This is a genomic window from Bacillus sp. 196mf (assembly GCF_003217275.1).
GTDB classification, from domain to species: Bacteria; Bacillota; Bacilli; order Bacillales; family Bacillaceae_G; genus Bacillus_A; species Bacillus_A thuringiensis_S.
Genome location: NZ_QJTG01000002.1, coordinates 170,816 through 196,449 on the forward strand (window position 1 = coordinate 170,816; position 25,634 = coordinate 196,449).

Below are 25,634 nucleotides of genomic sequence, written 5' to 3' on the forward strand. Positions count from 1 at the left end.
TATAGTTTTTGGTCGCCATATTCAGTTGATTATGCTAGTATAAATAGGGTTGATATAGTAGTATAGAAACAGAATGAAAACCGAAAGAGGGTAAGAAGTATGTGTGGTTTTGTAGGATGTTTATGTGAAAACCCTAGAGAGTTTTCAGAAACAGAAAAACATCAATTTGAAAATATGAACACGATGATTTTCCACCGTGGTCCAGATGACGAAGGATATTTTCGTGATGAACATGTACAATTTGGCTTCCGCCGTTTAAGTATCATTGACTTAGAGGCAGGACATCAGCCGCTAACTTATGAAAATGATCGATATGTAATTATTTTTAATGGTGAAATTTACAACTATGTAGAATTACGTGAAATGTTACTTGAAAAAGGTGCAACGTTTGCAACACAATCTGATACAGAAGTTATCATTGCATTGTATGCACATATGAAAGAAAAATGTGTAGACTATCTTCGTGGTATGTTTGCATTTATGATTTGGGATCGTGAAGAGAAGAAACTTTTCGGTGCACGTGACCACTTCGGTATTAAACCTTTATACGTCGCACAACAAGGTGATACTACATTCTTCGCATCTGAGAAGAAAAGTATTATGCATGTGATGGAAGATAAAGGAGTTAATCCAACGTCACTACAACATTACTTTACGTACCAATATGGTCCAGAGCCAGAAACATTAACAATTGATGTTAATAAAATTGAGCCTGGTCATTATTTCGTAAAAGAAATCGGTAAAGAGATGGAGATCCATCGCTACTGGAAACCTTATTTCAATGCTTCAAGCGCAACGAAAGAGGAGCATATCCAAGCAATTCGTGATGTGTTATACGATTCAGTAAAAGTGCATATGCGCAGTGATGTACCAGTAGGTTCATTCTTATCTGGTGGTATCGATTCATCTATTATCGCTTCTATCGCAAGAGAAATGAATCCAAATCTTTTAACATTCTCTATTGGTTTTGAACAACGTGGTTTCAGTGAAGTTGATGTTGCCAAAGAAACTGCTGAGAAATTAGGCGTTAAAAACCATAACGTATTCATTTCAGCGAAAGAGTTTATGGATGAGTTCCCAAAAATCATTTGGCATATGGATGATCCTTTAGCAGATCCAGCAGCTGTACCATTGTACTTCGTTGCAAAAGAAGCACGTAAGCATGTAACAGTTGTTCTTTCAGGTGAAGGTGCAGACGAGCTATTTGGTGGTTATAACATTTATCGTGAGCCAAACTCACTAAAAATGTTCTCTTACATTCCTAGCCCAGGTAAGAGCGTTCTAAAAGCATTAAGTGGTGCTCTTAAAGAAGGATTTAAAGGTAAGAGCTTCCTAGAGCGTGGATGTACGCCAATTGAAGAGCGTTACTATGGAAACGCGAAAATCTTCCGTGAAGAAGAGAAAGTTGAATTAATGAAGTATTACAATGAAAGTGTTAACTATATGGATATCACGAAACCATTGTATAACGAGATTAAAGATTATGATGATGTAAGCAAAATGCAGTACATTGACATGTTCACATGGTTACGTGGTGACATTTTATTAAAAGCTGATAAAATGACAATGGCAAACTCATTAGAACTTCGTGTACCGTTCTTAGATAAAGAAGTATTCGATGTTGCATCTAAAATTCCAACTGAATTTAAGATTGCTAACGGAACTACGAAAGCTATTTTACGTGAAGCAGCACGCGGAATCGTTCCAGATCACGTATTAGATCGTAAAAAACTTGGATTCCCAGTACCAATTCGTCACTGGTTAAAAGACGAAATGCATGATTGGGCTATCAATATTATAAACGAGAGTAAAACAGAGCATTTAATCGACAAACAGTATGTATTAAACTTACTGGAAGCACATTGTGCAGATAAAGGCGATTATAGCCGTAAAATTTGGACTGTCCTTGCGTTTATGGTATGGCACCAAATTTATGTTGAGCATAAATACGATACGAATAAGTTCCATGAAGAAACAAAACGTGCGTATAGCTTAGTTTAATTAGAAAAACCTTAAGATCGCATACGGTCTTAAGGTTTTTTTCATAAATAGGAAATATTATTGATACAATAATAGTAAAAGGATGGACGACATATGATTACGTTTGAGAAAGTTACTGTAGAAAATGAAAGCGTTGTTAAAGAAATGTTTAAATCGCATAGTTTAGGTGAGAAAAAGGTACAGTACTGTGTGAAAGTTGATGATACATATATTGGTGTAATAGATTATAGTGTTCAAGAGGAACGAGCTGTTTTATCACAGCTAATTATTCATTTTGATTACCAAGGTTACGGTTATGGTGCAAATACGTATTTTACATTTGAAGAAATGATGAAACAAAGAAATGTGAAAGAAATAAAAGTGCTACAAGAGGAATTAACAGAAAAGGCGAAGTCTTTCATAGAGAGTTTTGGTTTTACTTCAGAAGATGAAGAGTATGTAAAGAAAATATAACGATGATTACTTATGCGATAAAATAAATATAAGGCAGGTGGATGTATGACGATGACTTCTGGTCTTGTATTAATTGGAGGGTGCTTTATAGTAGCAGAATTATGTCATATACTCATTCGGAAAAGAATGAGTAAGAAAAAAAAGCCGTATGAATTACAATACGTCCCTGTCTTTTTCATTATGTTTTGTATGCTTAGTACATTACAAAATCTAATGAACTTTCCACCACTTGTGAATGTTTTTTTAAAGTTCGGTTTACTTTATAGTGGTGCTGGAATAACACTTTTATTTATTTTATTTTGCATACGTTATGTTCACTATCAATCGTATATATTTATTTTAAATTGGTTAAAGCAAGATGATAGAAAACGCCTTACATAAGGCGTTTTTTTTATTTGAAATTGTAACAGAACTTGTACATTTCACATAAAATAGGACGAGTAGCAATGCAAACATATTACAAGAAAGGGGCGGGGCAATAAAATGAAACTTGTTATAGACGCAGGGCACGGTGGATATGATTCTGGTGCTGTTGGTAATGGTTTAGTAGAAAAAAACTTAACACTTCAAATTGCTAGACGCGTTCGAGACATTTTAACGGTAAATTACCCAATTACAATTAAAATGACACGTGATAGTGATGTGTTTATTTCTTTATCGGAACGTGCTAATATTGCCAATGCTTTTGGTGCGGATTATTTTATTTCATTTCATATTAATAGCGGCGGGGGTACAGGTTTTGAAAGCTATATTTATAATGCGTTATCCAACAGCAGCACTGCATATGCAAAGCAACAAAAGATGCATACAGCAGTAAATCCTGTATTAACAAAATACGGTCTTCGTGATCGAGGAGCAAAAAAAGAAAATTATGCGGTATTAAGAGAAACCGCAATGGATGCAATTTTAACTGAGACTGCCTTTATTGATACAACGTTTGATGCAAATTTATTAAAAAATCCACAATTTATTGAAGATCTAAGTCAAGCGTATGCGAATGGAATAGCGGCTATTTTTGGAGTAGCTCCAAATCCACAACCTCCTAACCCACAACCGACACCTCAAACGAAGGGAATCGCTTATATCCTTGGGAAAAATGTAAATTTAAGAAATGGTCCATCAACTTCTTCCTCAGTTATTCGTCAATTAAATTCTCCAGAATCTTACGTTGTATATCAGGAAAGTAACGGATGGTTAGATTTGGGGAATGGACAATGGGTGTATAATGATCCTTCTTACATTAATTTTGTAAAGACAAGTAATAGTGATGGAAGTCCGATTGGGGTTGCATATATACAAGGGATGAATGTAAATTTAAGAAGTGGTCCATCAACTACATCTGCAGTTATCCGCCAATTAAATTCTCCAGAATCTTATTTAGTATATATAAATGAAAATGGTTGGTTAAACCTTGGTGGAAATCAGTGGGTATATAATGATCCATCGTATATTAAGTATACTCAATATTAGCAATTAAAATGATAATGCAATATGGATGCGTATCTTTGTTATGTATAACAAGGGTACGCATTTTAATAACAACATTTATTTTCATACTTATGCACTATGTTTTAAAAAGAAACATTAGAAAAGCGGATAGAATCTAAATAGTATATATTAAAAAAGTTTTCTGATATACATTGACAATGTATGTAGGATACATTAATCTTTAATTGTTAATGATAATCGATTTCATCTAGGGAGGACATATGATACATACTAAAAAACTAATTATGTTCTGCATTATGACACTCATGGTTGTAATTGCAGGATGTAGTAAAGAAGAGAAAAAGGAAAATGATATATCAGCGAAAGCAAAAGATTCATATACGGTAAAGCATGCAATGGGCGAAACGACAGTAAATGGTACACCTAAAAAAGTTGTTGTTTTAACAAATGAAGGTGCAGAGGCTCTTCTAGCTGTGGGCGTAACGCCAGTGGGGACTACGAAACCACGTGCTGGTGATGAATGGTATCCTCATGTAGCGAAAGAGTTAAAAAATACGGAAGTTGTAGGAACTGAACGTGATATTAATTTAGAAGCAGTAATGAAGCTTAAGCCAGATTTAATTATCGGAAATAAAATGCGTCACGAAAAAATATATAATCAGCTAAAAGAAATCGCACCAACTGTTTATGCAGAAACATTACGCGGTGATTGGAAAGAAAACTTTACGCTTTATACAAAAGCTGTAAATAAAGAAAAAGAAGGGCAAAAAGCTCTTGATGATTATAAAAAACGTATTGAAGGAATGAAAGAGAAGTTAGGCGATAAATTGAATTCTAAAGTTTCTATTATTCGTTTCGTGCCAGGTGATGTTCGTATTTATCAAAAAAACTCATTCTCGGGAGTTGTTTTAAATGATATTGGATTTAAACGACCACCATTACAAGATAAAGATGATTTTGCGATAAAAGGAATTACAAAAGAGCAAATTCCAAATATGGACGGAGACTACTTATTCTATTTCACGTCTGATAAAGATGCAGATAAGAATAATGAAGGAAATTCGTTAGCAAAGGAATGGACAGAAGATCCACTCTTTAAGCAACTACAGGCTTCTAAAAATAATAAAGTATTCCAAGTAGATGAGGTAATCTGGAATACAGCAGGCGGTATTAAAGCTGCGAACCTTATGTTAGATGATATTGAAAAATATTTCCTTAAATAAATGATAAAATACATCACTTTTACGAAGTGATGTATTTTTTGTTTGTGAAAATACAGAAAATTCCTTCTTTCGGGGTGACATAAGTTGTACAATAAAATCAATCATGTGATAAAGGAGTGGGGAAGAATGAAAGCTACTCATAAAGATTGGATCTTGTTTAATGGGAGAATGATTAATACGAAGGAAGAACAGCCGATGGTCGCATTAGAAGAGCGCGGTTTCCAATTTGGTGATGGTATTTATGAAGTATTTAGACTATACGATGGCAAGCCTCATTTATTAGATTTACATTTAGAACGATTCTTTAACTCTATGGCAGAAATAAAACTAATTCCACCATTTACGAAGGAAGAATTAGTAGAAGAGTTATATCAAATGATTGAAAAAAATCAATTTCAAGAAGATGGGAATGTATATTTACAAATATCAAGAGGTGCACAACCGCGCAATCATGTATATGAATCAGATTTACAACCGACATATTTTGCAAATCTTGTTTCGTTCCCAAGACCAGTTGCTTCAATGGAGGCAGGGATTAAGGTAACAGTAGAAGAGGACATCAGGTGGAAGTTTTGCCATATAAAATCTTTAAATTTACTTCCTAATATTATGATCAAAAACAAAATAAATGAACAAGGATATCAAGAAGCAATATTAGTACGGGATGGCATTGTGACTGAAGGGTGTCATTCCAATTTCTTTATTGTGAAAAATAATAAGTTAATTACACATCCAGCGGATCATTTCATTTTACATGGTATTACACGTCACTACGTGATTACATTAGCGAAAGAGTTACATATCGAAGTAGAAGAACGAGAGTTTTCGTTACAAGAAGTATATGAAGCTGATGAGTGCTTCTTTACAGCGACGCCACTTGAAATATTCCCAGTCATTCAGATTGGTGATGAACAGTTTGGAGCTGGTGAAAGAGGACCAATTACGAAAAAATTACAAGCTGCATATGAAGAGAGTATTCGTTTGTTTAAAGTGACAAATTAATCATGAAGAAAAAAGCTGGTATTCTTCCGGCTTTTTTTCATGATATAATTCAAGCATAGGACAAGTTTTGAAAACGCTGTAAAAAGGGGATTTAATATATGAATTATGAAGATTTTAAAGAAGTAATTCACGGAAGACGAAGTGTTAGAAAGTTTAAAGATCAAGAAGTATCTACTAATGATATAAAAGAAATAATTGATTGTGCGCGTTACGCACCGAGTGATACGAATTCACAAACGTGGGAATTCTTAGTTATCATGAATCGAGAGAAGATTAAAGAAATTGAACAAATGACATGGGATGCATTACATAAACTTGCGGCAAAAGCAGCAGAAAATGGAGAAGAGAAAGCAGGGAAATTACTTACACGTTCTTTCGGACCATATGCAACAGCTTTCTCGGAGGCACCAGTATTAATCGTATGTTTGGCAACACCATATGAATCAAAGTTCCGTGAAAAGATATTTGATCCAATTGCTTTTGTTCCAGATTCAGTTTGGGAAGAAGAAGGCATTAAGAGTAGCTGTTTAGCGGCACAAAACTTAATGTTAGCTGCACATGCAAAGGGACTTGGTACTTGTCCAATGACAGGGCCAGTATTGCTAGCTCAAGATGAACTGCGCCAATATTTACAAATTGAGCCTGAAAAACAAATAAATATGGTTATTTCACTAGGATTTCCGAAAGATAAGCCAAAAAAACTTCCAAGAAAAGAAGTAGAAGAAATCACAACATTTGTTTTTTAAAGTGCTACATAGAAAAGACATTGGACATATCAATGTCTTTTTATTTTTGAGGGGGTATTATATCGATTTGTTGGGCTAAAATGATAAATAAGAAGGAATTACTATTTATTTCATAAAAAAAATTAATGTTCTATTAAGGAAAGTATGATACATTAATCGTGAGCAAGCTTCTATATGTTCATAAAAGTTTTAAAAGTTGTCTTAAAATTTAAAAGTTATTTTTGTATAATAAATTATAATCAAATGACAGGGGGGATGAATTTTGAAAAAATTCATAATCACTGGATTGTCTGTATTGTTATTAGTAGGTTGCGGTGCTCCACAGGAAAAAGAGGACGCGCAATCAAAACAGGAAGAACAAGTTGTAAACGCAAGTGATGAGAATATGGTTGTATTTCCTGAAGGTGCAATGTCAATTGGAGAAGGGAAAGTAAAAGTTATTACTCCAGATGGTACTTCTGAAAATGGCAATATACCGACTGTATTCATTAAAAAGGATACTTTAATTCAGCAAGTTGAATTAGAACTTTCTAATTTTCAAAGTGATAAAGAAACCTTCATATTTGTAGATCAAATGTATACAGATAGACATCAAGTAACTAGTACAACGCAGACAACAGTACAATTAAAAGAAAAGACGCTTGAAACAGGTAGTCATACGATTACTGCAGTTCAGTATGAAAACAATGACCCGAAAGGAAAGGTTATTAGTTTTAATCAAGCAACATTTGAGACAAAGCCTGCGTCTTAATAAGAATAAAAAGTACATTACTTAAAAAAGTAGTGTGCTTTTTTATTTGGACTAGAGTGTGCAAGAGTAAATAACTTGTTTCGTTTTCTAATACGATTAAATAGGAAGAAATCACTTGCTACTACTATGACAGAGAAAGAGGTTGAAGATGTAAATCGGTGTATTCGTATCGTCTTGATTAGTATAATGATGGCAGTAATTTGGTTTACGATACAAGAGGTGATTCAAATTACGTTTAATTACCAAATTCATGACTTAGTAATAGGAGCTAGTTGTTTTACCATAGTGTATCTATTATATCCCGCATTAATGGGCAGTAAGACCTCGCCTTAAAAATCGGTATATGTGAGGAGATTAGGTGGGAGATCAACTGTCCGATTGGTTTAACTAATAATCATTGGAGATGAACAAACTCTCCAATGATTAAAGTTTCACTTTACGATAAACTCGAATTAAGGTAAGTTTTACAAGAAAAATGTAGGTATTTCATTTGAAATGTCGAATAGTACATACGATGTCGTAATAACAAATTTTCTATTGTTTACTGTGAAACAGAAGAAGGAGAGATAGTAGTTATGAAACGAGCTCTTATTAATATTGATTATACATATGATTTTGTAGCGGAAAAAGGTGCTTTAACTTGCGGAAAACCAGGTCAAGAAATTGAGAAGGAAATTGTACATATAACGACGCAATATATTGAAAATGGAGATTACGTTGTCTTTGCGATTGATAAACATGAAAAAAATGATGTATATCATCCAGAATCAAAATTATTCCCACCCCATAATATAGCTGGTACAAGTGGAAGAGATTTGTTTGGGGAATTACAAGATGTATACGAAACATATAAAAATGCTGAAAATGTATATTACATGGATAAAACACGATATAGTGCATTTGCAGGAACCGACTTAGAAATGAAGTTAAGAGAAAGAGGAATAGAAGAAGTTCATCTTGTAGGTGTTTGTACTGATATTTGTGTTCTTCACACAGCAGTAGACGCTTATAATAAAGGATTTAAAATTGTTGTTTATGAAAAGGCAGTTGCATCTTTTAATGCGCAAGGGCATGAATTTGCACTTGGACATTTTAAATCTTGTTTACATGCAGAAGTGAAATGAAAAAGAGGCCTTTAAAAAGGTCTCTTTTTTGCGTTTAAACTGAGACGACATTTTGTTCAATTAATTTTTTTATGAATGGGCTAATATTTTGTGGTAGCTCATTTAAATTAAAAAATTGTACATGTAATGATTCGACTCCATCAGCTTTTAGCAAGCCACCTGTAATATCTTTGCAAAGGTAAGCAATTGTTATAAGGTAAAATTCATCTCCGTTCGTTAATTTCACAAAAAATTATTTACCTGAAAATACAGTTGCTAGCTGAAGTGTACCAATTTCGATTCCGGTTTCTTCAAGTACTTCTCGTTTTCCAGCTGCTTCTATAGATTCACCAAGTTCTACAAAACCTCCTGGAACGCCCCACATGCCATTTCGCCTTTGTTGTAGTAGTATTTGTCCTTGTTCATTGAAAACAGCTACCGCAACGCCTGCTAAATTAAGCGGTCTTGATCCAACAACGTCTCTTAGTTCTTCAATATATCCCATTGCTTGCAACCTCCGTGAGTAATAATATTTTCAAATGAACTATTCGATATTATGTAAATCTTTTCCTTTTATTTGGATGGGTAGTGTAGTCTTAAAGTAAAGTCATAAAAAAATTCAATTGTCAGCTCCCTTTAGGTTATGAAAAAGGGTATATTTATAGAAGAATGTCTAATGAATTTTAAAAATATAGCAGCTTTGTATAGAATTTTTATTAGTTAAGGAAGTGGATGGATGAGTTTATTAACGTATACTGAAGAATTTTTTAATTATGTAAGGGAGTTTTTACTTTTAAGATTTTTACTATTTGCTTTAGTTTTAATCATTATTTCGTTTGTAATAAACCGTATTATTGATTGGTTTTTTAGGAAATCAAGCTTTTTTGATGAAGAGGTAGAGCAGACGATTCAAAGTGTAATTCGATCTATTTTTAGATATATCATTATCATCAGTCTTATCATATATTTAATTAGCCAATTTGTAGATATAAAAAGTATTATTGCAGGTGCAGGGATAGCTGGAGTTGTCATCGGTTTTGCAGCACAACAGATGCTAAAAGATGTTATATTAGGCTTTGCAAGATTAGCGGACAAAGAGTTTCGAGTTGGTGATTTTGTAACTTTTAACGGAACAAATTCAGGAACTATTGAAGAGATTAGTATTCGTTTTATGCAAATACGTGAATGGTCAGGAAAACTACTTACCATCCCGCACGGAGAGATTAGAACGATACAAAATTTTAATAAAGGATGGATGCGTGTAATTGAACGCATCACGGTAAGTTATCAGGAAGATCCAACAAGAGTGAAGGGATTGTTAGAAGAAGTATGTGTTATATGCAATGAAAAATTGAATCAAACTCTTTATAGAGTAGAGGATGACGCTGTTGAACCATTTAAATACGTCGGTGTTACAGACTTAAATCCTAACTTGAAATATGTTGGCTATGAATTTTGTATTACAGGTTTAATAAAGCCAGAAGATTATTTTGAAACTTCTAGACAGGTAAGATTTGAATTAATGTCTATGTTTCATAAGAATCAAGTGCAAATGCCAGCAGCGAATATGGTTGTTACTACTGAAGGTTTACAGCATATCCATGGTGGAAAATCTTTATCGGACAGCTAAAGTAGAATCGTTTGTTAACAAAAATTCTGATTCCAACATTGGATAGAATAACAATAATAAAATGATTGATATAAAGAAAGGGCTGAAGAGATTCGGTTCTTTTTTTATTTATAGAATTTAGAAATTTCTTAATGTTATAATTGTAGTTGGTGATGAGAATGAACTTTGAAGAAAAAGAGATGCATCGTTTAGAAGCATTAAAAGAAATTGCTGAATTATTAAATGAAGCAACAAACTTACAGGATATGTTAGAAAAAGTGTTGCATACATTGTTACAAGTAATGAATTTACAAACAGGGTGGATATTCTTTATTGATGAAAGTGGAAAGCATAGCATGCTTGTAGACGAAAATTTACCAGAGGCTCTTACGTGGCAAGAGAAGAAGCCGATGTGTGAAGGAAACTGTTGGTGTGTAGAACGTTTTGTGAATGGGAGATTAGAAAAAGCGACTAATATTATTGAATGTAAGCGAATAGAAGATGCAATTGAATGTAATTGGGGAGAGACAGAAGATGTTACACATCATGCGACAATTCCGCTTAGGTCTGGATCAGAAAAATTTGGTCTACTAAATGTGGCTGCGCCTCATAAGACTCATTTTTCAGAGGAAGAGTTAGCATTATTAGAATCAATTGCATTTCAAATTGGAACGACAATACAACGTATTCAGTTAGTTGAGAAAGAACGTAAATATGTAGTGGTAGCGGAAAGAAATCGACTTGCACGTGATTTACATGATTCAGTAAAACAATTGTTATTTTCTATTATGCTAACAGCGAAAGGTACTCTGAATATGACGCAAGATAGAGAATTGCAAGAGATGTTAAGTTATATTGGAGAATTATCACAAGAAGCATTACAAGAGATGACTCTATTAATTTGGCAATTAAGACCTGAAGGATTAGAGAAAGGGTTAGCAGAAGCAATTCAAAATTACGGGAAGTTATTAGGAGTTCAAGTGGAAGTTCGAATTGATGGGATGGTTTCAATTGGGGATGAAATAGAAGAAGTTTTATGGCGTATTAGCCAAGAGGCGCTACATAATTGTAAAAAGCATGCTTCGTGTGAAAAGGTACATGTTCTTTTGAAAATAGAAAATAACCAGTTACATTTTTACATAGAAGATAATGGAATAGGATTTATTCAAGAGCAAGTAAGGGAGTCAGCACCTGGCCTGAAAAGTATGAAGGAACGTATTCAGTTAATGAAGGGGTCGTTTCAAATTATAACAGAGCTGAGAAAGGGTACAAAAATAGAAATTCAATTGCCGATTTGAAGGGGAGAATAAGATTGAAGATTAAATTGCTACTAGTTGAGGATCATCATATCGTTCGAAGAGGACTTGTATTCTTTTTGAAAACGAGAGAAGAATTTGAAATTATTGGGGAAGCAGAAAATGGCGAAGAGGCATTACATTTCGTGCAAAAAGAAAGACCGGATGTCGTACTAATGGATGTATCGATGCCGAAAATGGATGGAATTGAGGCAACAAAACGTCTAAAGCAATACGATGAGACGATAAAGGTACTTATATTAAGTAGTTTTTCAGAGCAAGATTATGTTATACCAGCACTTGAAGCTGGAGCAGATGGTTATCAATTAAAAGAAGTACAACCTGAGCAACTTGTCGCTTCTATTATTGCAGTACATCAAGGAAATGCGAATTTTCACCCGAAAGTAACACCTGCATTAATGGGGCGTACCGCAGTAAAGAAGGAAATAGAAAATCCTTTTTCAATGTTAACGAAAAGAGAGCAAGAGGTACTTCGCGAAATTGCGAAAGGAAGAAGCAACAAGGAGATTGCAGCAGAACTTCATATTACAGAACAAACTGTGAAAACACACGTTTCAAACGTTTTAGCTAAATTGGAAGTGGATGATCGTACGCAAGCCGCATTATACGCAGTGAAACATGGGGAGGATTATTCATAAGCATGAATAATTCTGTTATATCGTATGACAGAATACATAGGAGCAATTAAAATTTATAGTAATCCCTAATATAGGTTTTTCTTCTTTCAATAATTAGGTACAATAAAGTTAAACTAATCGGTTTTTACAGGATAAAGCTACGATAGAAGAGGAGGATATGCTATGCCTGGTACAAGGAGTGGGATTGGAAAGATTCAGGCTTCGTTAAATGGTTTATCACCGAAATTGCGAAGTATTGCCGAACATATTTTGAAACATCCACAAGATGTTGTACATAAATCTATTACAGAATTAGCTGAAGTTACGAGTAGTTCCGAAGCGACGATATTCCGCTTATGTAAACACCTTGGTTTGCAAGGTTTTCAAGATTTAAAGATTACATTAGCTCGTGAAATTGTACATACACCGATGCAAAATATTCATGAAGAGGTATCAGCAGAAGATAGTATGGTAACTGTTGCTAAAAAAGTTTTTCATTCGCATATTACAGGACTGCAAGATACTTTACATTTGCTAAATGAAACAGCACTTGAGCAGGCTGTACGAGCTTTGCAAGAAGCAAGTCGAATTGAGTTTTATGGAAATGGTGGCTCTGGTATTATTGCGATGGATGCGTATCATAAGTTTATGAGAACGGGTATTTCTTGTATCGCTCATACTGATTCGCATTTTCAAATTATGGGAGCAGGTTTACTCTCGGAAAATTCAGTTGTTATTGGCATTTCTCATTCTGGTAGCAATAAAGGATTACTTGAAGCGTTAGAAGTAGCGAAAGCAAGAGGGGCCAAAATTATTGCGATTACGAGCTATAAGAAATCAGCATTAAGTCAACTTGCTGATATTACGTTATATACATCAACACGTGAGACTGAGTTCCGCACAGAAGCAAGTTCATCACGATTAGCACAGTTAAGCTTATTAGATACTTTGTATGTAGGGTTGTCGTTGCAGCGACAAGAGGAAACGCTAAAAAATTTACAAAGTATACGTGAAACGATTTCGATGAAACGAATATAAAAAAAGCTCTTCAAATGAAGAGCTTGTAGACTGTAGACAAACTATTTTTGGAGAGTTCAAATGCTAAAAAAAATAGTTTGTCTCTTGTTTTATTGATAATTTATCCGATTATATTTATATATATTGATTATTATATTGGAATTTACTATAGGCGAGGAAGGTGTCTTATGAAAATATCTGTTTATGTTGCAAGTGCATTTAGCAAGGATCATAAAGGCGGAAATAAAGCAGGAGTGGTATTTATTGAGAATACAAATACATTGACCACTACTCAAAAAATGACAATAGCGAAACAACTGGGTTATGCGGAAACCGCATTTATATCAGAATCTGAAATTGCTGATTATAAATTTGAGTATTTTACTCCAAAAGAAGAAGTTGATTTATGTGGTCATGCCACAATTGGCTCTTTCGCGATACTGATGCATTTAAATAAAATTTTCAAGAATCGCTATACGATTGAAACGAACAGCGGTGTTCTTACTATTACCATAACAGATGACATCATATTCATGGAACAAAATAAGCCGATATTCTATGATGTTGTATCTCCAAATGAGTTCACCGACTGTTTTGACATTAAAGATATAGACAATAAATACCCAATCCAAATTGTCTCTACGGGCTTAAAAGATATTTTAATTCCTATAAAAAGCGAAACACAATTACATGCACTGCAACCTAATTTTGAAAAAATTAAAGAAATCAGCAAGTATTATAATGTTGTCGGGATGCATCTATATACTTTTAATGACAATCGAATTATATGCAGAAATTTTGCTCCACTATACGACATTAATGAAGAAGCAGCGACTGGAACTTCAAACGGTGCATTAGCTTGCTACCTTTATGAACAGCAGTATTTGCAAAAAGAAGTCTATGTATTTGAACAAGGTTATTCTTTATACTCGCCTTCTGAAATATTAGTTAAATTAGCAACCAATAGCAAAAATAAAATAGAAAAAGTTTATGTTGGCGGTAAAGGCTATTACTGTGAAACTAAGTGTTTAAATATAGAAAATATTGAGTGAAGAGCTTTTTATCGATGAGAAGTTTGTTACTTTATTTTCTTTTAGAAATGTATGACTTACTTATAGTCAGTGATAAACTCTCATTTTTAAAAATTTAAAATAAAGACCGATTTGTGTAATGATTCAAATATTGTTCATAATTTCACAATTTGTTTATGAAGTGTCATGTTATGATGAAGATGTAATGATGATTGAACACTTAAATTTGGTACAATAACTAGCCAAAGTAGTGAGGAAAGTAGTTGTGAGATAAACTCATTAAAACGCTAATACACTAAAGGGGAGATCACATATGAAAGCAGTAGTGGTTAATAAAAACAGCAAAGCAAACATCGAAGTGATTGAAAAAGAATTACGTCCGTTACGCTCAGGCGAAGCGTTAGTAGATGTAGAGTATTGTGGAGTTTGCCACACTGATTTACACGTTGCGAATCATGATTTTGGTAACACTGATGGCCGTATTCTTGGTCATGAGGGTGTAGGTATTGTTACGAAAATAGCTGATGATGTTAATTCGCTAAAGATAGGTGACCGTGTAAGTATTGCATGGATGTTCCAATCTTGTGGACGTTGTGAATATTGCGTAACTGGTAGAGAAACATTTTGCCGTGAAGTTAAAAACGCAGGTTATTCAGTAGATGGTGGTATGGCTGAACAATGTATCGTTACAGCTGATTATGCGGTAAAAGTACCAGAAGGATTAGATCCTGCTCAAGCATCATCAATTACATGTGCTGGTGTAACTACATATAAAGCTATTAAAGTATCAGATATTAAACCTGGTCAACCTATTGTAATCTATGGCTGCGGTGGATTAGGTAACTTAGCTATCCAATATGCTAAAAATGTATTTGGTGCAAAGGTAATCGCAGTAGACATTAATGACGACAAATTAGCCTTAGCGAAAGAAGTTGGTGCTGATATGACTATCAATCCAATTTCTCAAGGTCCTGCTGATAAAATTGTTCAAGAGGAGCTTGGTGGCGCTTATGCTGCGGTAGTAACAGCAGTCTCTAAAGTAGCCTTTAACTCAGCAGTTGATGCAGTACGTGCTTGCGGTAAAGTAGTTGCAGTAGGGCTACCAGTAGAAACAATGGACTTAAACATCCCGCGACTTGTACTGGATGGAATTGAAGTAGTTGGTTCTCTAGTGGGTACTCGTAAAGATTTGGAAGAGGCGTTTATGTTTGGGGCAGAAGGAAAAGTAGTGCCGGTTGTTCAAACTTGTTCGCTAGATAAAGTACAAAATGTATTCGAAGAAATGGAACAAGGTAGAATTCAAGGGCGTATGGTAATTGATTTTAAAAAACATAATTGTGATTGCAAATAATTCACTTTAAATATAAAAAGCATGAGTCTAGCAAAGGACATGTAAAAAAGTTAGACAGCATAAGAAGATGATCCCTGTATTTAATAGGGATCATCTTCTTTATTTTCTACTAATATCGATGCCAATTAATACTTGATTAATGAGAAATGATTAAAGGTTTACTTTATTTGCAAACGAAAAGGAATCTTTATGTTTAACAAATTTTTTATGATCTGGAACGTTTTGAATTGCTACAATTTGCGAATCTCTTGCTTTCAGTGCATCTTGAATCCCGATGGTCATAAGCTTAATAAATAGAATCGTAATAAAGAATGAAGCGAGAGTATAAAAAATAATCCACCATGAAAGATTCATTTCATTACGATTTAATCCAATAAGACCTGCCCAATCATTAGATAGAGAAACAGGTTTGAGCACTCCGTCATAGAGTTCACGCATTTGTATGCCGCCAATTACAATGTTAAGCAATGCTAAATGGATAACGAGTATGAGTGTTTGGACGATATGTTCCATAAATAATACAAATAAGCGGTCAAGTAATAAGACTCGTAAGTGTTTTTTAATAATATGAAAACGACTAGCCCCCAGTAATTGTGAACTTAAGATGTAATCTTGTTTCATAAATTCATCAACCTCTGAGGATATGTATAAAGAAAGTGTAGGCAGAGCGACGAAAATAAGTACGAGTACTTGATAAAACGTAAATGAAATATTTGGATCTACCCCATCAGCATTTGATGTGATTATAATATTAACGGGCGTGATGAGTATGAATGCGATAAATAGAGTTGGAATATAATAAAAAACTTCTGAGCATGACTGGAAAAATCTCTTGAGTTTTGGAGCAAATAAACTTAAGAGGATTCCTATACATGTTCCGCATAAAATTCGAAAGAAGCTAATTGCCACGGCTAATAAAATAGTGAATTTTGCTCCTTCTACAATTTGTAAGAAAACAGACTCTCCAAAACGATCAGATCCAAAAGGTGGAATTAACGAAGGCGGAAAGGGGGCCTTTCCAAGTAATTCGTTATTGTCATTGTAAAGTAACTGAGGAGGTTTTGGGATGTTATCTTTAAAGAACCAACTATAAATAAAACTAGCTGAAATAAGTATGAATAGATAAGTAAAGCCGATTAAAAATCGTTTTGATTTCCAAATAGATTTCATAATGATACTCCTTTCAATTGCTTTTTCCATCTATTCATCATGAATGAGACTATGTGGAAAAGGGCATAAAACGGTAAAATAATCATAACAAGTATGATAAATGCAGCGGGAGGTGAAACAAACGCCTTATTAAATAGAAATTGAATAATGCCTTCCATATTAAAAACAAATTCTAAAATGAATAAATTAGAAAGTAAGAAAACAAAAATCGTTTTTAAATGGTGAAAGAAGTGGATAGATATATTTTTGAATAAATGAATGCAGAGTATATAACTTGATGAAAGGCCTTTTCCATATGCAACCTCTACGTAATGTTTTCCTTCTTCTTCTTTTATGTATAACACCATCATCCGAAACATTTGTAATGTAGGTAAGACAGCTAATGATAAAATAGGGAGTAAATAAGCTCGATTTTCATTAAAAGAAATAATAGTGACAGGAGATTCCCCGAATTTTTGAAGTACCCATATGAAGAATATTTGCAAACAAATCATCATCATCATATCAGGGACAGCTTCTAATATGAACACAATTCGGTTTATCCATTTTTTTATATAATCTTTCGCTAAAAAATAAAAAAATGCCATGCTAGATGATAGAAAGAGAGCAAGAAAAAAGGCTAAAAATAATATAGTAAATGAATATAGGTAAGGTTCTAAAACAGTTGGAAATAATGGTGTTTTTTTGAAATGGCCAAACTTCGGGTCTGATCCTATAATCACTAATGATTCAGGGGAGAAGACCTGTTTTAACATGGTAACGATCTGATTAAAAAAATAAATTGGTTGAAAGGTAAACCCTTGTTGAGTGATAAATAAATAAGGTAAATTTAATAATAGTAAGAGTGATAAAAGAATTGATGAAAGCTTAATTGTGAATTGAGATATTTTATTTAACATTAAATCCCTCCGACATCTTTTTACAACATTATACAATAAATTCTATATTATTGTTTTATTTTTCTGAAAAATAAAAATACTATTAAATTTTATAGTATGTAAGATATATTTACAAGATAAAAAAGTGATAGCAGGGGGGCCGCGCTCTATGTTTATCAAGATAAAAGGACTAGTGAATCTAAAACAATAAACAAGAGCAAAATGCACAGAATTCTCATTCTGCGGGTAGTTACTTTTCTTGGCTTGATGGTTATGTAACGTGATCCCTAAAAATGAATATTGCTTTTCAACGCTTTTTCATGCAAATGAGTAGAACGTATGGAGGACTATGTATGTGTTGTTAATGAGAGGAAAGAGTGTATTGCGTAAAGAAGATAACGTAATTTTACCGCACGGAAAAGCTAAATTTAGTATATAAGTGAAATGGAATGAGGGGATTTACTTTTTGTTGTGAAAAAAATTTTCTTTTTATAACTTGATAAATGAAAAAATATTTTATATACTAATTCATGTAAACGGTTTACTAAATCGTATTTTGCTAGAAATGAAGGGAAGATTCGCATGGAAACAAGGGGGAGAGTAATCGGGATTGATATCGGTACCACAAGTACAAAAACGGTTGTGTTCACAGAAAAAGGAAAAGTCATTGCATCACATGCAATCGATTACCCAATTATTCAACCGAATGTAGGATGGGCTGAGCAAGATCCTGATGTAATATGTGCCGCTGTATACAAAAGTGTAAGCGTTGCCATTGAAAAAGGTAATGTATTACCAGAAGATATTTCTTCAATCGGTATTAGTACAGCTATGCACGCATTAATTGCAGTAGATGAAAATGGTGCGCCATTAACGCGTTCTATCATTTGGGCAGATAATCGAAGTACGAAGCAATCAGAAAAATTATTACAACAAATGAATGGGCATGAAATTTATAGACGTACAGGTACACCGATTCATCCGATGTCACCACTTTCTAAATTGTTATGGATGAAAGAAGAGGAACCAGAGTTATATACAAGTGCCTATAAATTTATTTCCATTAAAGAGTATGTGATTTACCAATTATTTTCACGCTACGTAGTTGATTATTCGATTGCTTCTGCTACAGGGTTATTTAATTTAGAAACATTAAACTGGGATGAAGATGTTTTGACTATGTTACATATGTCACCAGAACAATTATCAACCCCTGTACCCACTACATATATTTTATCAGGTATGAAGCCAGAATTAGCACAGAAGATGGGGATAAGTGCAGAAACACCAATTGTCATCGGAGCAAGTGATGGGGTTCTTGCAAATGTAGGAGTTGGTGCGATATCACCGGGTGCGGCTGCAATTACGATTGGAACGAGTGGTGCGGTTCGAACAATCTCATCAAATATAAATACAGATGAGAAAGGGAGAACGTTTTGTTACGCATTAACAGATGAGCACTGGGTAATCGGTGGTCCAACGAATAACGGCGGAATATTACTGAGATGGTTACGTGATGAATTTGGTAGTCCAGAGCAAGAAGTAGCAAGAAAGCTCGGCATTGATCCTTATGATTTATTAATTAAATATGCAGAAAGCGTACCAGCTGGAGCGGATGGGCTATTGTTTTTACCTTTCTTATCTGGAGAACGCGCACCTTACTGGAATGCCAACGCTCGTGGTACATTCTTTGGAATCAATCTTCAACATAAACGAGAACATTTTATACGTGCAGTGATGGAAGGTGTTTGTATGAGTGTATATTCAGTAGCACTCGCAATCAGGGATTGTACAGGGCCACTTACTGAAATACGAGTTTCAGGAGGGTTTGCAAAATCTTCATTTTGGAGACAAATGTTGTCCGATATGATGGGAAAAGAATTGTTTGTACCTGAAAGTCATGAAGCATCTGCGCTTGGGGCAGCGGCAGTTGCTTTATATGCTGTAGGAAAAATTGATTCTCTTGAAGAGGTAAAGGATTGGATTGATATTGTCCATCATCATGTACCGAATAAAGAAAATACGGCTATATATTTAGAAATGTTTTATATGTATGAACGACTTTACAATCGCTTGAAAGAAGAATTTGATTGTATAGCTGCTTTCCAACGTAAACAATAGGGGGATTGGGAGAAATGGTAGTTGGGATCGTACTAGCGGCAGTTGTCATACTACTTTTACTTATTACGGTAGTAAAATGGCATCCATTTGTCGCATTAATTTTAACAGCAATTGGTGTAGGTTTAGCAATGGGAATGCCTTTAATTGGAACTTCACCAAAAGATCCAGGGATTATTGATTCTATTAAACTAGGGCTTGGTAATACGTTAGGCTTTTTAGCGATAGTTTTAGCACTAGGAACGATGCTTGGAAAAATGATGGCCGAATCTGGCGGTGCTGAACGTATCGCTAACACATTAATTAATCGTTTTGGGAAGAAACGAGTTCACTGGGCGATGATGTTCGTTGCATTTTTAGTAGGGATTCCGGTATTTTTCCAAGTTGGATTTGTCCTATTAATTCCGTTAGTATTTACAATTGCGTTAGAAACTGGGGTATCACTTATTACAATCGGTATTCCGCTAGTAGCAGGACTGTCAGTCGTACACGGACTTGTTCCACCGCATCCAGCGGCAATGGCGGCAGTTGGTATTTTTAAAGCAGATGTAGGGAAGACAATTTTATATGCGTTAATTGTCGGACTTCCAACTGCAATTATTTCAGGTCCACTTTACGGGAAATGGATTGGTGCTCGTATACATAAGGAAGTACCATTAGATATAGCGGAGCAATTTGTTGAAAAAGATAAGAAGAAAGAACTTCCTAGCTTCGGAAATACATTGTTTACTATTTTACTTCCAGTATTTCTTATGCTTGGTGCATCCATTGCTGAAGTAGCATTAAATAAAACGAGTCAACTTGCACAAGTGTTACACTTTATTGGAGATCCAATAGTCGCTTTATTAATTGCAACGATTTATTCTTTCTTTAGCCTTGGTTATGCAAAAGGATTTTCTAAAGATAAAGTATTACAATTTACAAATGATTGCCTTGGACCAATTGCAAACATATTGTTAGTAATTGGTGCAGGTGGCGCATTTAATAAAGTATTATTAGATTCTGGAATTGGTACTACAATTGCTGAAATGGCGAAAGAATCACATATTTCACCAATATTACTTGGATGGGGAATTGCTGCACTTATCCGAGTTGCGACAGGATCGGCAACTGTTTCTATGATGACAGCAGCTGGTATTGTTGCGCCGATTGCAGCAAGTACACCAGGTGTAAATGTTGAATTATTAGCACTTGCAACAGGTGCAGGGTCATTAATTTTATCACACGTGAATGATTCAGGATTTTGGATGATTAAAGAGTATTTCGGAATGACTGTGAAAGAAACGTTATTAACATGGACTGCAATGGAGACTATATTATCTGTAGTAGCACTTGGGCTAATTTCGATATTAAATATATTTGTATAGAATAGGAGATTGATTAATATGAAACTAGGATTAATTGGATTAGGAAAAATGGGATTCCCATTAGCTGAACACTTACATGAAGACAAGCATGAAGTAGTTGTATACGATGTAAATAAAGAGCTTGTAGAAAAGGCAGGAAAACTAGGAATTACTGCACGTCATACATTAAAAGAAATGATCGCTGAATTAGAAGCTCCTCGTACGATCTGGGTAATGGTGCCTGCAGGAGAAGTTGTAGAGTCAGTATTAAAAGATGTGTATCCGTTATTAGATGAAGGTGATATCGTTATTGAAGGTGGAAATTCATTCTATAAAGATACGTTACGCCGTGCTGAAGAAGCAAAAAGCTTCGGATTACATTATGTAGATATCGGTACATCTGGCGGTGTAGAAGGAGCTAGATACGGTGCTTGTTTAATGGTTGGTGGAGAAAAAGAAATTTACGACCAATTAGAACCTTTATTTAAAGATTTAGCAGTAGAAAATGGCTATTCTTATGCTGGCCGCGTTGGTAGTGGTCATTTCTTAAAAATGGTTCATAACGGTATTGAATACGGCATGATGCAAGCAATTGCTGAAGGATTTGAAGTACTAGATAAGAGTGACTTTGATTTCAATTATGAAGATGTTGCAAAAGTATGGGCGAACGGATCAGTAATCCGCGGTTGGTTAATGGACTTAACTGAAAAAGCATTTGCAGATGATCCTAAACTTGATGGCATTAAAGGTGTAATGAACTCTTCAGGAGAAGGGAAATGGACTGTTGAAACTGCGCTTGAGTTACAAGCAGCGGCACCAGTAATCGCGATGTCATTATTTATGCGCTATCGTTCTCAGGAAGATGATACATTCCATGGAAAAGTAGTTTCAGCACTACGTAATCAGTTCGGTGGACATGAAGTTGTAAAAAAATAAGGATGTTTTTGAAAAGAAACTTGTGCATAAGCGCAAGTTTCTTTTTTATAGTTTAAGAAATTACTAATTTAAAAATACCAATCAATCATCGTTTTTTTGTCACAAATGACAGCTTCAACATTCATTGATTGAACAATATATTCTATATTTTCTTCTTTAGCTAATAATAAGGTTGTAAAGGAATCGTATATACTCATAAACGCATACTCATTGTCTTCCCCAGTAATAATTAACTCATTATTGCTAATGTCCCAAATATCTAATGGAGTAGTATTATTTACCTGTAATAATCCGTTTGTATCAAGAATTGGTTCAGAGAAATATAGATTTTTTGCACCTTTAGAACCGAGGAGTTTAAGTAATTTGTGTAATAAAAATATAGACGTATAATCTTCTGTTGGATAATAAAGATCTTTTTTTAAGTTTGAATGTAGCTTTTCAGCTAAATCCTCTCTTTTATATTCTTCTGAAAAGGCACTAATGGAAGTCAACATGGCCATTGCTAGGTCTGCGTATGAATGTAATCCACTACAAGACATCATTTCCTTCCAAGAAACGGATTTCCCATTGTGAATGATTTCTTCAGCGCTAGGATAGATGTGCTCATATGGTCTTTTTCTCACAGACTTTTCCCATCCTAAAGGCATTTGGACAAATGGATGTAGCAATATAGCTGCAGATTTAAAATTACTTGGTAGTTGTTCTAAAATTGGTGATTTGTCATCTAGCCAAATGTAATCCAACAAAACATAACCTCCTCTTAGACTTTGAAATGTACGGATTCCCGTATTATGTTTTTTTGTATTGATTGTATCAAATATAAAGCGAAGCATGAAATATGTCCCAACATAAAAGTAAGAATAAATAAAATGAAGTTTTCATAAATAGTAAAAGGGTGCTTATGTCATCAGTATAGCTAAAAAATGTTGTTACATATGAGAAGAGCGTGTTAATAAAATATGAGGTGGTTAAATGGGAAATGAGCAAGTGAAGTCTGTAAAGGAAGAAAAAAAGTTATGTCTTTGTATGATTGTCAAAAATGAGTCTAGAATTATGGAAAGATGTTTAAATGCAACAAAATCAATTGTAGATTATGTTTCTATTTGTGATACTGGATCGACGGATAATACGCCTGAAATTATAGAAAATTGGTGTAAGGAAAATGAGATACCTGGGACAGTTCATCATGAGCCGTTTAAAAACTTTGGTTATAACAGAAGCTTAGCAGTTTCATTAGCGCAAAAAACATATCCAGAAGCGGATTATTTATTAATATTAGATGCGGATATGATTTTAGAGGTTGATCCGAATTTCGATAAAACGAGCTTAACGGAAGATCATTATCTTACATTGCAATATGATGTTCATATTAAATATTGGCTTACACGTCTATTAAAAGCTTCTTTACCATGGAAATCTGTCGGTGTTACTCATGAGTATTGGGATATAGATCGCTCAAAAGTTGGAGCGAATTACAATACGAGGGTAGATCGGTTAGAGACTCTTGTCGTGAATGATCCCGGAGATGGCGGGAGTAAAGCTGATAAATTTGAAAGAGATGAGAGGTTGTTGTTACAAGGAATAAACGACCCAGAAACAACGCCAGATTTGCATATAAGATATTTATTTTATTTAGCCCAAACTTATTTTCATTTAAGTCAATTTGAAGATTCGATTAAATGGTATAAAAAACGAGTGGAAGCAGGGGGGTGGGTTGAAGAGGTATTCTATTCGTTATTGCGAATAGGATTTTGTTATGAGCAGTTAGCAAATCGTTCAGCAAATAAACAAAATGAAGTGACAGATGCTGATGAAAAAGAAACTGTTAAAGGGCAAGAAGAGAAATATTTAGCATTAGCTGTTTTTTATTTTCAAAAAGCGTGGGAATATAGACCAACTCGGGCTGAACCATTATACCAACTTGCAAGGTTGTATCGATTACGATCTCAAAACAATATTGCTTTGATGTATGCTCTGCAAGGCAAGGAAATTCCTTTTCCAAAGGATGATCTTTTATTTGTAGATTATCATGTGTATGATTACTTATTTGACTATGAAATTTCTATTAGTGCTTTCTATATACCTCATAAAAAACATTTAGGGGCCGTGTCGCAAAAGTATTTGGAATCGATTAAAGAAGAGATTCCATTTCATATAGCAAATGTAGTAGAGAATAATGCGAAATTTTATTAAATACATTTTCGGTTAAAGGAGTAGTGGAGTAATCATGGAATTAATGCGATGGGCGATTGAACTAGGAGAATCGGTGCATGGAAATACGTATGAAGAATTGATGCCACTACTAGACTATTATTATGACCGTGATCATTTAAAAGCGTATTGTATCGCAAATCTTCTTTTAAACATGGATGTATTAGATGAACATCGTGAAAGAATCGAATTAAGAAGATGCATCGCTGCTTATTATGCTGGATTATATAAAGTAGCAAGAAAACATGCAAATGAGTTAGTGCTTAAACATCCGGATGTAGATTTATATAAAAATAATTTAAAATTAATGGAAGCTTATTTGAATAAAGAATATGATTATTGTCTTTTTATATGCCCAAAGACATACGGTAGTTTCATAGATGTTGCGCGAGCTTTAAAGTGGCGGTTGGAGCAGGAGGGAAATACAGTAATTATATCAGAAACAATACTAGAAAATGTAAAGAATACAGTTGTTTTTGGAGCACATACATACGCATATAACCCGAATCTTCTTCCGAAAGATGCAATTATTTATAATTTAGAACAGCTATACGAAGGAAGTCCATATGCGCACCCCCTTTATTTAATATTATTAAAAGATAGAGTGATTTGGGATTATAGTAAACAAAATATAGAATGGCTAAAACAAAAAGGGGTAGGAAAAGAAATAAAACATGTAAAAATGAACTATGCTCCAACTTTGGAAATAAAAAAAGATGCATTTGAAGATGACATTACTGAAGATATTGATATTCTGTTTATAGGTGCTCTTAATCCGAGGCGGCAAGCTATTTTTGATCATCTAAAAGCGATTGTCCCAAATTTAAATATAGTTTTTAAAAATAATGCGTGGGGAATTGTTAGAAATGAATTGATTGCTAGAGCTAAAATTATATTAAATATTCATTTTTACTTATCAGGAATTCTTGAAACACCTCGCGTGTCTTATGCAGTCGCAAATAAGAAATTTATTATTTCTGAAAATAGTAATCCAGAAGATGAGGTAGAGTGGCCGGGAATTGTATTTACTCCGTACGAAAAAATAATTGAAAACGTAATGAAATATATAGAATTACCAGAAGAACGGAAAAAATTAGCGGGAAAAGCATATAATCATTTTGAAGCAAATGAAAGTTTAGGTACATTGAGTCTCAGAGATGAAACGAAGTAATTGTGCGAAACTCATACGAAAGTATGAGTTCTTTTTTGTTTATCATACTATTTTATGAAACAAGTTAACTCTTTATATTGTGTTTTGTATAGAAATTTCTGATAATATATAAGTAGAACTTGAAAACAAAGGGGA

At 34.1% G+C, this 25,634-nt stretch carries 24 protein-coding genes and 1 pseudogene; 21 read left to right on the top strand and 4 right to left on the bottom strand.

The genetic code is table 11. The annotated features are described in order from the left end of the window. The first annotated feature begins 99 nt into the window (after nt 1-99). From asnB to ATL10_RS05180, 10 genes are all read left to right on the top strand, one after another. Nucleotides 100-2,001 (top strand): asparagine synthase (glutamine-hydrolyzing), encoded by a 1,902-nt coding sequence (gene asnB, locus ATL10_RS05135; RefSeq protein ID WP_000333826.1) that lies wholly within the window; start codon nt 100-102, stop codon nt 1,999-2,001. 93 nt (nt 2,002-2,094) lie between these two features. After that, on the top strand, nt 2,095-2,454 hold the full coding sequence (locus tag ATL10_RS05140) for a GNAT family N-acetyltransferase (RefSeq protein WP_000627519.1): 360 nt from the start codon (nt 2,095-2,097) through the stop codon (nt 2,452-2,454). A gap of 51 nt (nt 2,455-2,505) precedes the next feature. Continuing rightward, nucleotides 2,506-2,835, top strand: coding sequence for a hypothetical protein (locus tag ATL10_RS05145; RefSeq protein ID WP_000200465.1), 330 nt, complete (start codon nt 2,506-2,508; stop codon nt 2,833-2,835). Between the two features lie 102 nt (nt 2,836-2,937). Continuing rightward, on the top strand, nt 2,938-3,924 hold the full coding sequence (locus ATL10_RS05150) for an N-acetylmuramoyl-L-alanine amidase (protein ID WP_000779885.1): 987 nt from the start codon (nt 2,938-2,940) through the stop codon (nt 3,922-3,924). Nucleotides 3,925-4,163: 239 nt separating this feature from the next. Beyond that, the gene (locus tag ATL10_RS05155; RefSeq protein WP_090976457.1) at nt 4,164-5,126 is read left to right on the top strand and encodes an ABC transporter substrate-binding protein; all 963 of its coding nucleotides are present in this window, start codon (nt 4,164-4,166) and stop codon (nt 5,124-5,126) included. Nucleotides 5,127-5,252: 126 nt separating this feature from the next. Continuing rightward, nucleotides 5,253-6,128, top strand: a complete 876-nt coding sequence (dat, locus tag ATL10_RS05160; protein ID WP_000648384.1) for a D-amino-acid transaminase — start codon at nt 5,253-5,255, stop codon at nt 6,126-6,128. 98 nt (nt 6,129-6,226) lie between these two features. Continuing rightward, nucleotides 6,227-6,874 (top strand): nitroreductase family protein, encoded by a 648-nt coding sequence (locus ATL10_RS05165; protein ID WP_001105280.1) that lies wholly within the window; start codon nt 6,227-6,229, stop codon nt 6,872-6,874. A 262-nt stretch (nt 6,875-7,136) separates the two neighbouring features. After that, on the top strand, nt 7,137-7,625 hold the full coding sequence (locus ATL10_RS05170; RefSeq protein WP_000713495.1) for a putative periplasmic lipoprotein: 489 nt from the start codon (nt 7,137-7,139) through the stop codon (nt 7,623-7,625). A gap of 126 nt (nt 7,626-7,751) precedes the next feature. Continuing rightward, nucleotides 7,752-7,958 (top strand): hypothetical protein, encoded by a 207-nt coding sequence (locus tag ATL10_RS05175; RefSeq protein ID WP_015406474.1) that lies wholly within the window; start codon nt 7,752-7,754, stop codon nt 7,956-7,958. Between the two features lie 242 nt (nt 7,959-8,200). Further along, nucleotides 8,201-8,749: a cysteine hydrolase family protein gene (locus tag ATL10_RS05180; RefSeq protein ID WP_000816771.1), complete on the top strand. Its 549-nt coding sequence runs from the start codon at nt 8,201-8,203 to the stop codon at nt 8,747-8,749. Between the two features lie 34 nt (nt 8,750-8,783). Here the strand turns inward: ATL10_RS05180 and ATL10_RS05185 are convergent. Next, nucleotides 8,784-9,233: pseudogene (locus ATL10_RS05185) on the bottom strand (NUDIX hydrolase). Nucleotides 9,234-9,464: 231 nt separating this feature from the next. Between ATL10_RS05185 and ATL10_RS05190 the strand changes: the two are divergent. From ATL10_RS05190 to adhP, 6 genes are all read left to right on the top strand, one after another. Then, complete coding sequence (locus ATL10_RS05190; protein ID WP_053564600.1) at nt 9,465-10,358, top strand: mechanosensitive ion channel family protein; 894 nt, start codon at nt 9,465-9,467, stop codon at nt 10,356-10,358. A gap of 158 nt (nt 10,359-10,516) precedes the next feature. Then, the gene (casK, locus tag ATL10_RS05195; RefSeq protein ID WP_110496545.1) at nt 10,517-11,635 is read left to right on the top strand and encodes a two-component system sensor histidine kinase CasK; all 1,119 of its coding nucleotides are present in this window, start codon (nt 10,517-10,519) and stop codon (nt 11,633-11,635) included. A gap of 14 nt (nt 11,636-11,649) precedes the next feature. Then, entirely contained in the window at nt 11,650-12,291 is a 642-nt protein-coding gene (gene casR, locus ATL10_RS05200) for a two-component system response regulator CasR (protein WP_000694630.1), read from the top strand. Nucleotides 12,292-12,453: 162 nt separating this feature from the next. Then, nucleotides 12,454-13,308, top strand: a complete 855-nt coding sequence (locus ATL10_RS05205; protein ID WP_001119652.1) for a MurR/RpiR family transcriptional regulator — start codon at nt 12,454-12,456, stop codon at nt 13,306-13,308. 167 nt (nt 13,309-13,475) lie between these two features. Then, nucleotides 13,476-14,339 (top strand): PhzF family phenazine biosynthesis protein, encoded by an 864-nt coding sequence (locus ATL10_RS05210; protein WP_090976461.1) that lies wholly within the window; start codon nt 13,476-13,478, stop codon nt 14,337-14,339. Nucleotides 14,340-14,631: 292 nt separating this feature from the next. Then, nucleotides 14,632-15,669, top strand: a complete 1,038-nt coding sequence (gene adhP / locus ATL10_RS05215; protein WP_000649129.1) for an alcohol dehydrogenase AdhP — start codon at nt 14,632-14,634, stop codon at nt 15,667-15,669. Nucleotides 15,670-15,819: 150 nt separating this feature from the next. Here adhP and ATL10_RS05220 read toward each other — a convergent pair whose 3' ends face one another. Together ATL10_RS05220 and ATL10_RS05225 are read right to left on the bottom strand one after the other, a co-directional pair. Next, nucleotides 15,820-16,839 (bottom strand): ABC transporter permease, encoded by a 1,020-nt coding sequence (locus ATL10_RS05220; RefSeq protein WP_000836567.1) that lies wholly within the window; start codon nt 16,837-16,839, stop codon nt 15,820-15,822. Beyond that, nucleotides 16,836-17,738: an ABC transporter permease subunit gene (locus ATL10_RS05225; protein WP_090976463.1), complete on the bottom strand. Its 903-nt coding sequence runs from the start codon at nt 17,736-17,738 to the stop codon at nt 16,836-16,838. The genes ATL10_RS05220 and ATL10_RS05225 overlap by 4 nt, the downstream gene beginning before the upstream one ends. Nucleotides 17,739-18,299: 561 nt before the next feature. Between ATL10_RS05225 and gntK the strand changes: the two genes are divergently transcribed. From gntK to gnd, 3 genes are read left to right on the top strand one after another with little or no spacing between them, the layout of a single operon-like run. Next, complete coding sequence (gene gntK, locus ATL10_RS05230) at nt 18,300-19,838, top strand: gluconokinase (RefSeq protein WP_097821713.1); 1,539 nt, start codon at nt 18,300-18,302, stop codon at nt 19,836-19,838. 14 nt (nt 19,839-19,852) lie between these two features. Beyond that, a complete protein-coding gene (locus ATL10_RS05235; protein WP_139213224.1) occupies nt 19,853-21,202 on the top strand; it encodes a GntP family permease in 1,350 nt (449 codons plus the stop codon). Between the two features lie 18 nt (nt 21,203-21,220). Continuing rightward, nucleotides 21,221-22,117 carry a phosphogluconate dehydrogenase (NAD(+)-dependent, decarboxylating) gene (gene gnd, locus ATL10_RS05240; protein WP_000765981.1) on the top strand — a complete coding sequence of 299 codons (897 nt, stop codon included), beginning with the start codon at nt 21,221-21,223 and terminating at the stop codon, nt 22,115-22,117. Nucleotides 22,118-22,185: 68 nt separating this feature from the next. Here the strand turns inward: gnd and ATL10_RS05245 are convergent, their stop codons facing one another. Next, nucleotides 22,186-22,950, bottom strand: a complete 765-nt coding sequence (locus ATL10_RS05245; RefSeq protein WP_100910296.1) for a DUF2711 domain-containing protein — start codon at nt 22,948-22,950, stop codon at nt 22,186-22,188. A gap of 139 nt (nt 22,951-23,089) precedes the next feature. Here ATL10_RS05245 and ATL10_RS05250 point away from each other — a divergent pair, with 139 nt between their 5' ends. Continuing rightward, nucleotides 23,090-24,310: a glycosyltransferase gene (locus tag ATL10_RS05250; protein WP_065228786.1), complete on the top strand. Its 1,221-nt coding sequence runs from the start codon at nt 23,090-23,092 to the stop codon at nt 24,308-24,310. A 34-nt stretch (nt 24,311-24,344) separates the two neighbouring features. Then, on the top strand, nt 24,345-25,499 hold the full coding sequence (locus ATL10_RS05255) for a CgeB family protein (protein WP_110496547.1): 1,155 nt from the start codon (nt 24,345-24,347) through the stop codon (nt 25,497-25,499). The last annotated feature ends 135 nt before the right edge of the window (nt 25,500-25,634 follow it).

Excerpts from the sequence above, each read along its gene's own strand:
- ATL10_RS05205 (WP_001119652.1), top strand. The coding sequence starts at position 12,454 with ATGCCTGGTACAAGGAGTGGGATTGGAAAGATTCAGGCTTCGTTAAAT.
- ATL10_RS05145 (WP_000200465.1), top strand. The coding sequence starts at position 2,506 with ATGACTTCTGGTCTTGTATTAATTGGAGGGTGCTTTATAGTAGCAGAA.
- asnB (WP_000333826.1), top strand. The coding sequence starts at position 100 with ATGTGTGGTTTTGTAGGATGTTTATGTGAAAACCCTAGAGAGTTTTCA.
- ATL10_RS05210 (WP_090976461.1), top strand. The coding sequence starts at position 13,476 with ATGAAAATATCTGTTTATGTTGCAAGTGCATTTAGCAAGGATCATAAA.
- ATL10_RS05235 (WP_139213224.1), top strand. The coding sequence starts at position 19,853 with ATGGTAGTTGGGATCGTACTAGCGGCAGTTGTCATACTACTTTTACTT.
- ATL10_RS05165 (WP_001105280.1), top strand. The coding sequence starts at position 6,227 with ATGAATTATGAAGATTTTAAAGAAGTAATTCACGGAAGACGAAGTGTT.
- ATL10_RS05180 (WP_000816771.1), top strand. The coding sequence starts at position 8,201 with ATGAAACGAGCTCTTATTAATATTGATTATACATATGATTTTGTAGCG.
- gnd (WP_000765981.1), top strand. The coding sequence starts at position 21,221 with ATGAAACTAGGATTAATTGGATTAGGAAAAATGGGATTCCCATTAGCT.
- ATL10_RS05175 (WP_015406474.1), top strand. The coding sequence starts at position 7,752 with ATGACAGAGAAAGAGGTTGAAGATGTAAATCGGTGTATTCGTATCGTC.
- ATL10_RS05155 (WP_090976457.1), top strand. The coding sequence starts at position 4,164 with ATGATACATACTAAAAAACTAATTATGTTCTGCATTATGACACTCATG.
- ATL10_RS05245 (WP_100910296.1), bottom strand. The coding sequence starts at position 22,950 with ATGCTTCGCTTTATATTTGATACAATCAATACAAAAAAACATAATACG.
- ATL10_RS05250 (WP_065228786.1), top strand. The coding sequence starts at position 23,090 with ATGGGAAATGAGCAAGTGAAGTCTGTAAAGGAAGAAAAAAAGTTATGT.
- gntK (WP_097821713.1), top strand. The coding sequence starts at position 18,300 with ATGGAAACAAGGGGGAGAGTAATCGGGATTGATATCGGTACCACAAGT.
- ATL10_RS05220 (WP_000836567.1), bottom strand. The coding sequence starts at position 16,839 with ATGAAATCTATTTGGAAATCAAAACGATTTTTAATCGGCTTTACTTAT.
- ATL10_RS05255 (WP_110496547.1), top strand. The coding sequence starts at position 24,345 with ATGGAATTAATGCGATGGGCGATTGAACTAGGAGAATCGGTGCATGGA.
- casK (WP_110496545.1), top strand. The coding sequence starts at position 10,517 with ATGAACTTTGAAGAAAAAGAGATGCATCGTTTAGAAGCATTAAAAGAA.
- adhP (WP_000649129.1), top strand. The coding sequence starts at position 14,632 with ATGAAAGCAGTAGTGGTTAATAAAAACAGCAAAGCAAACATCGAAGTG.
- ATL10_RS05140 (WP_000627519.1), top strand. The coding sequence starts at position 2,095 with ATGATTACGTTTGAGAAAGTTACTGTAGAAAATGAAAGCGTTGTTAAA.
- ATL10_RS05225 (WP_090976463.1), bottom strand. The coding sequence starts at position 17,738 with ATGTTAAATAAAATATCTCAATTCACAATTAAGCTTTCATCAATTCTT.
- ATL10_RS05190 (WP_053564600.1), top strand. The coding sequence starts at position 9,465 with ATGAGTTTATTAACGTATACTGAAGAATTTTTTAATTATGTAAGGGAG.
- ATL10_RS05150 (WP_000779885.1), top strand. The coding sequence starts at position 2,938 with ATGAAACTTGTTATAGACGCAGGGCACGGTGGATATGATTCTGGTGCT.
- dat (WP_000648384.1), top strand. The coding sequence starts at position 5,253 with ATGAAAGCTACTCATAAAGATTGGATCTTGTTTAATGGGAGAATGATT.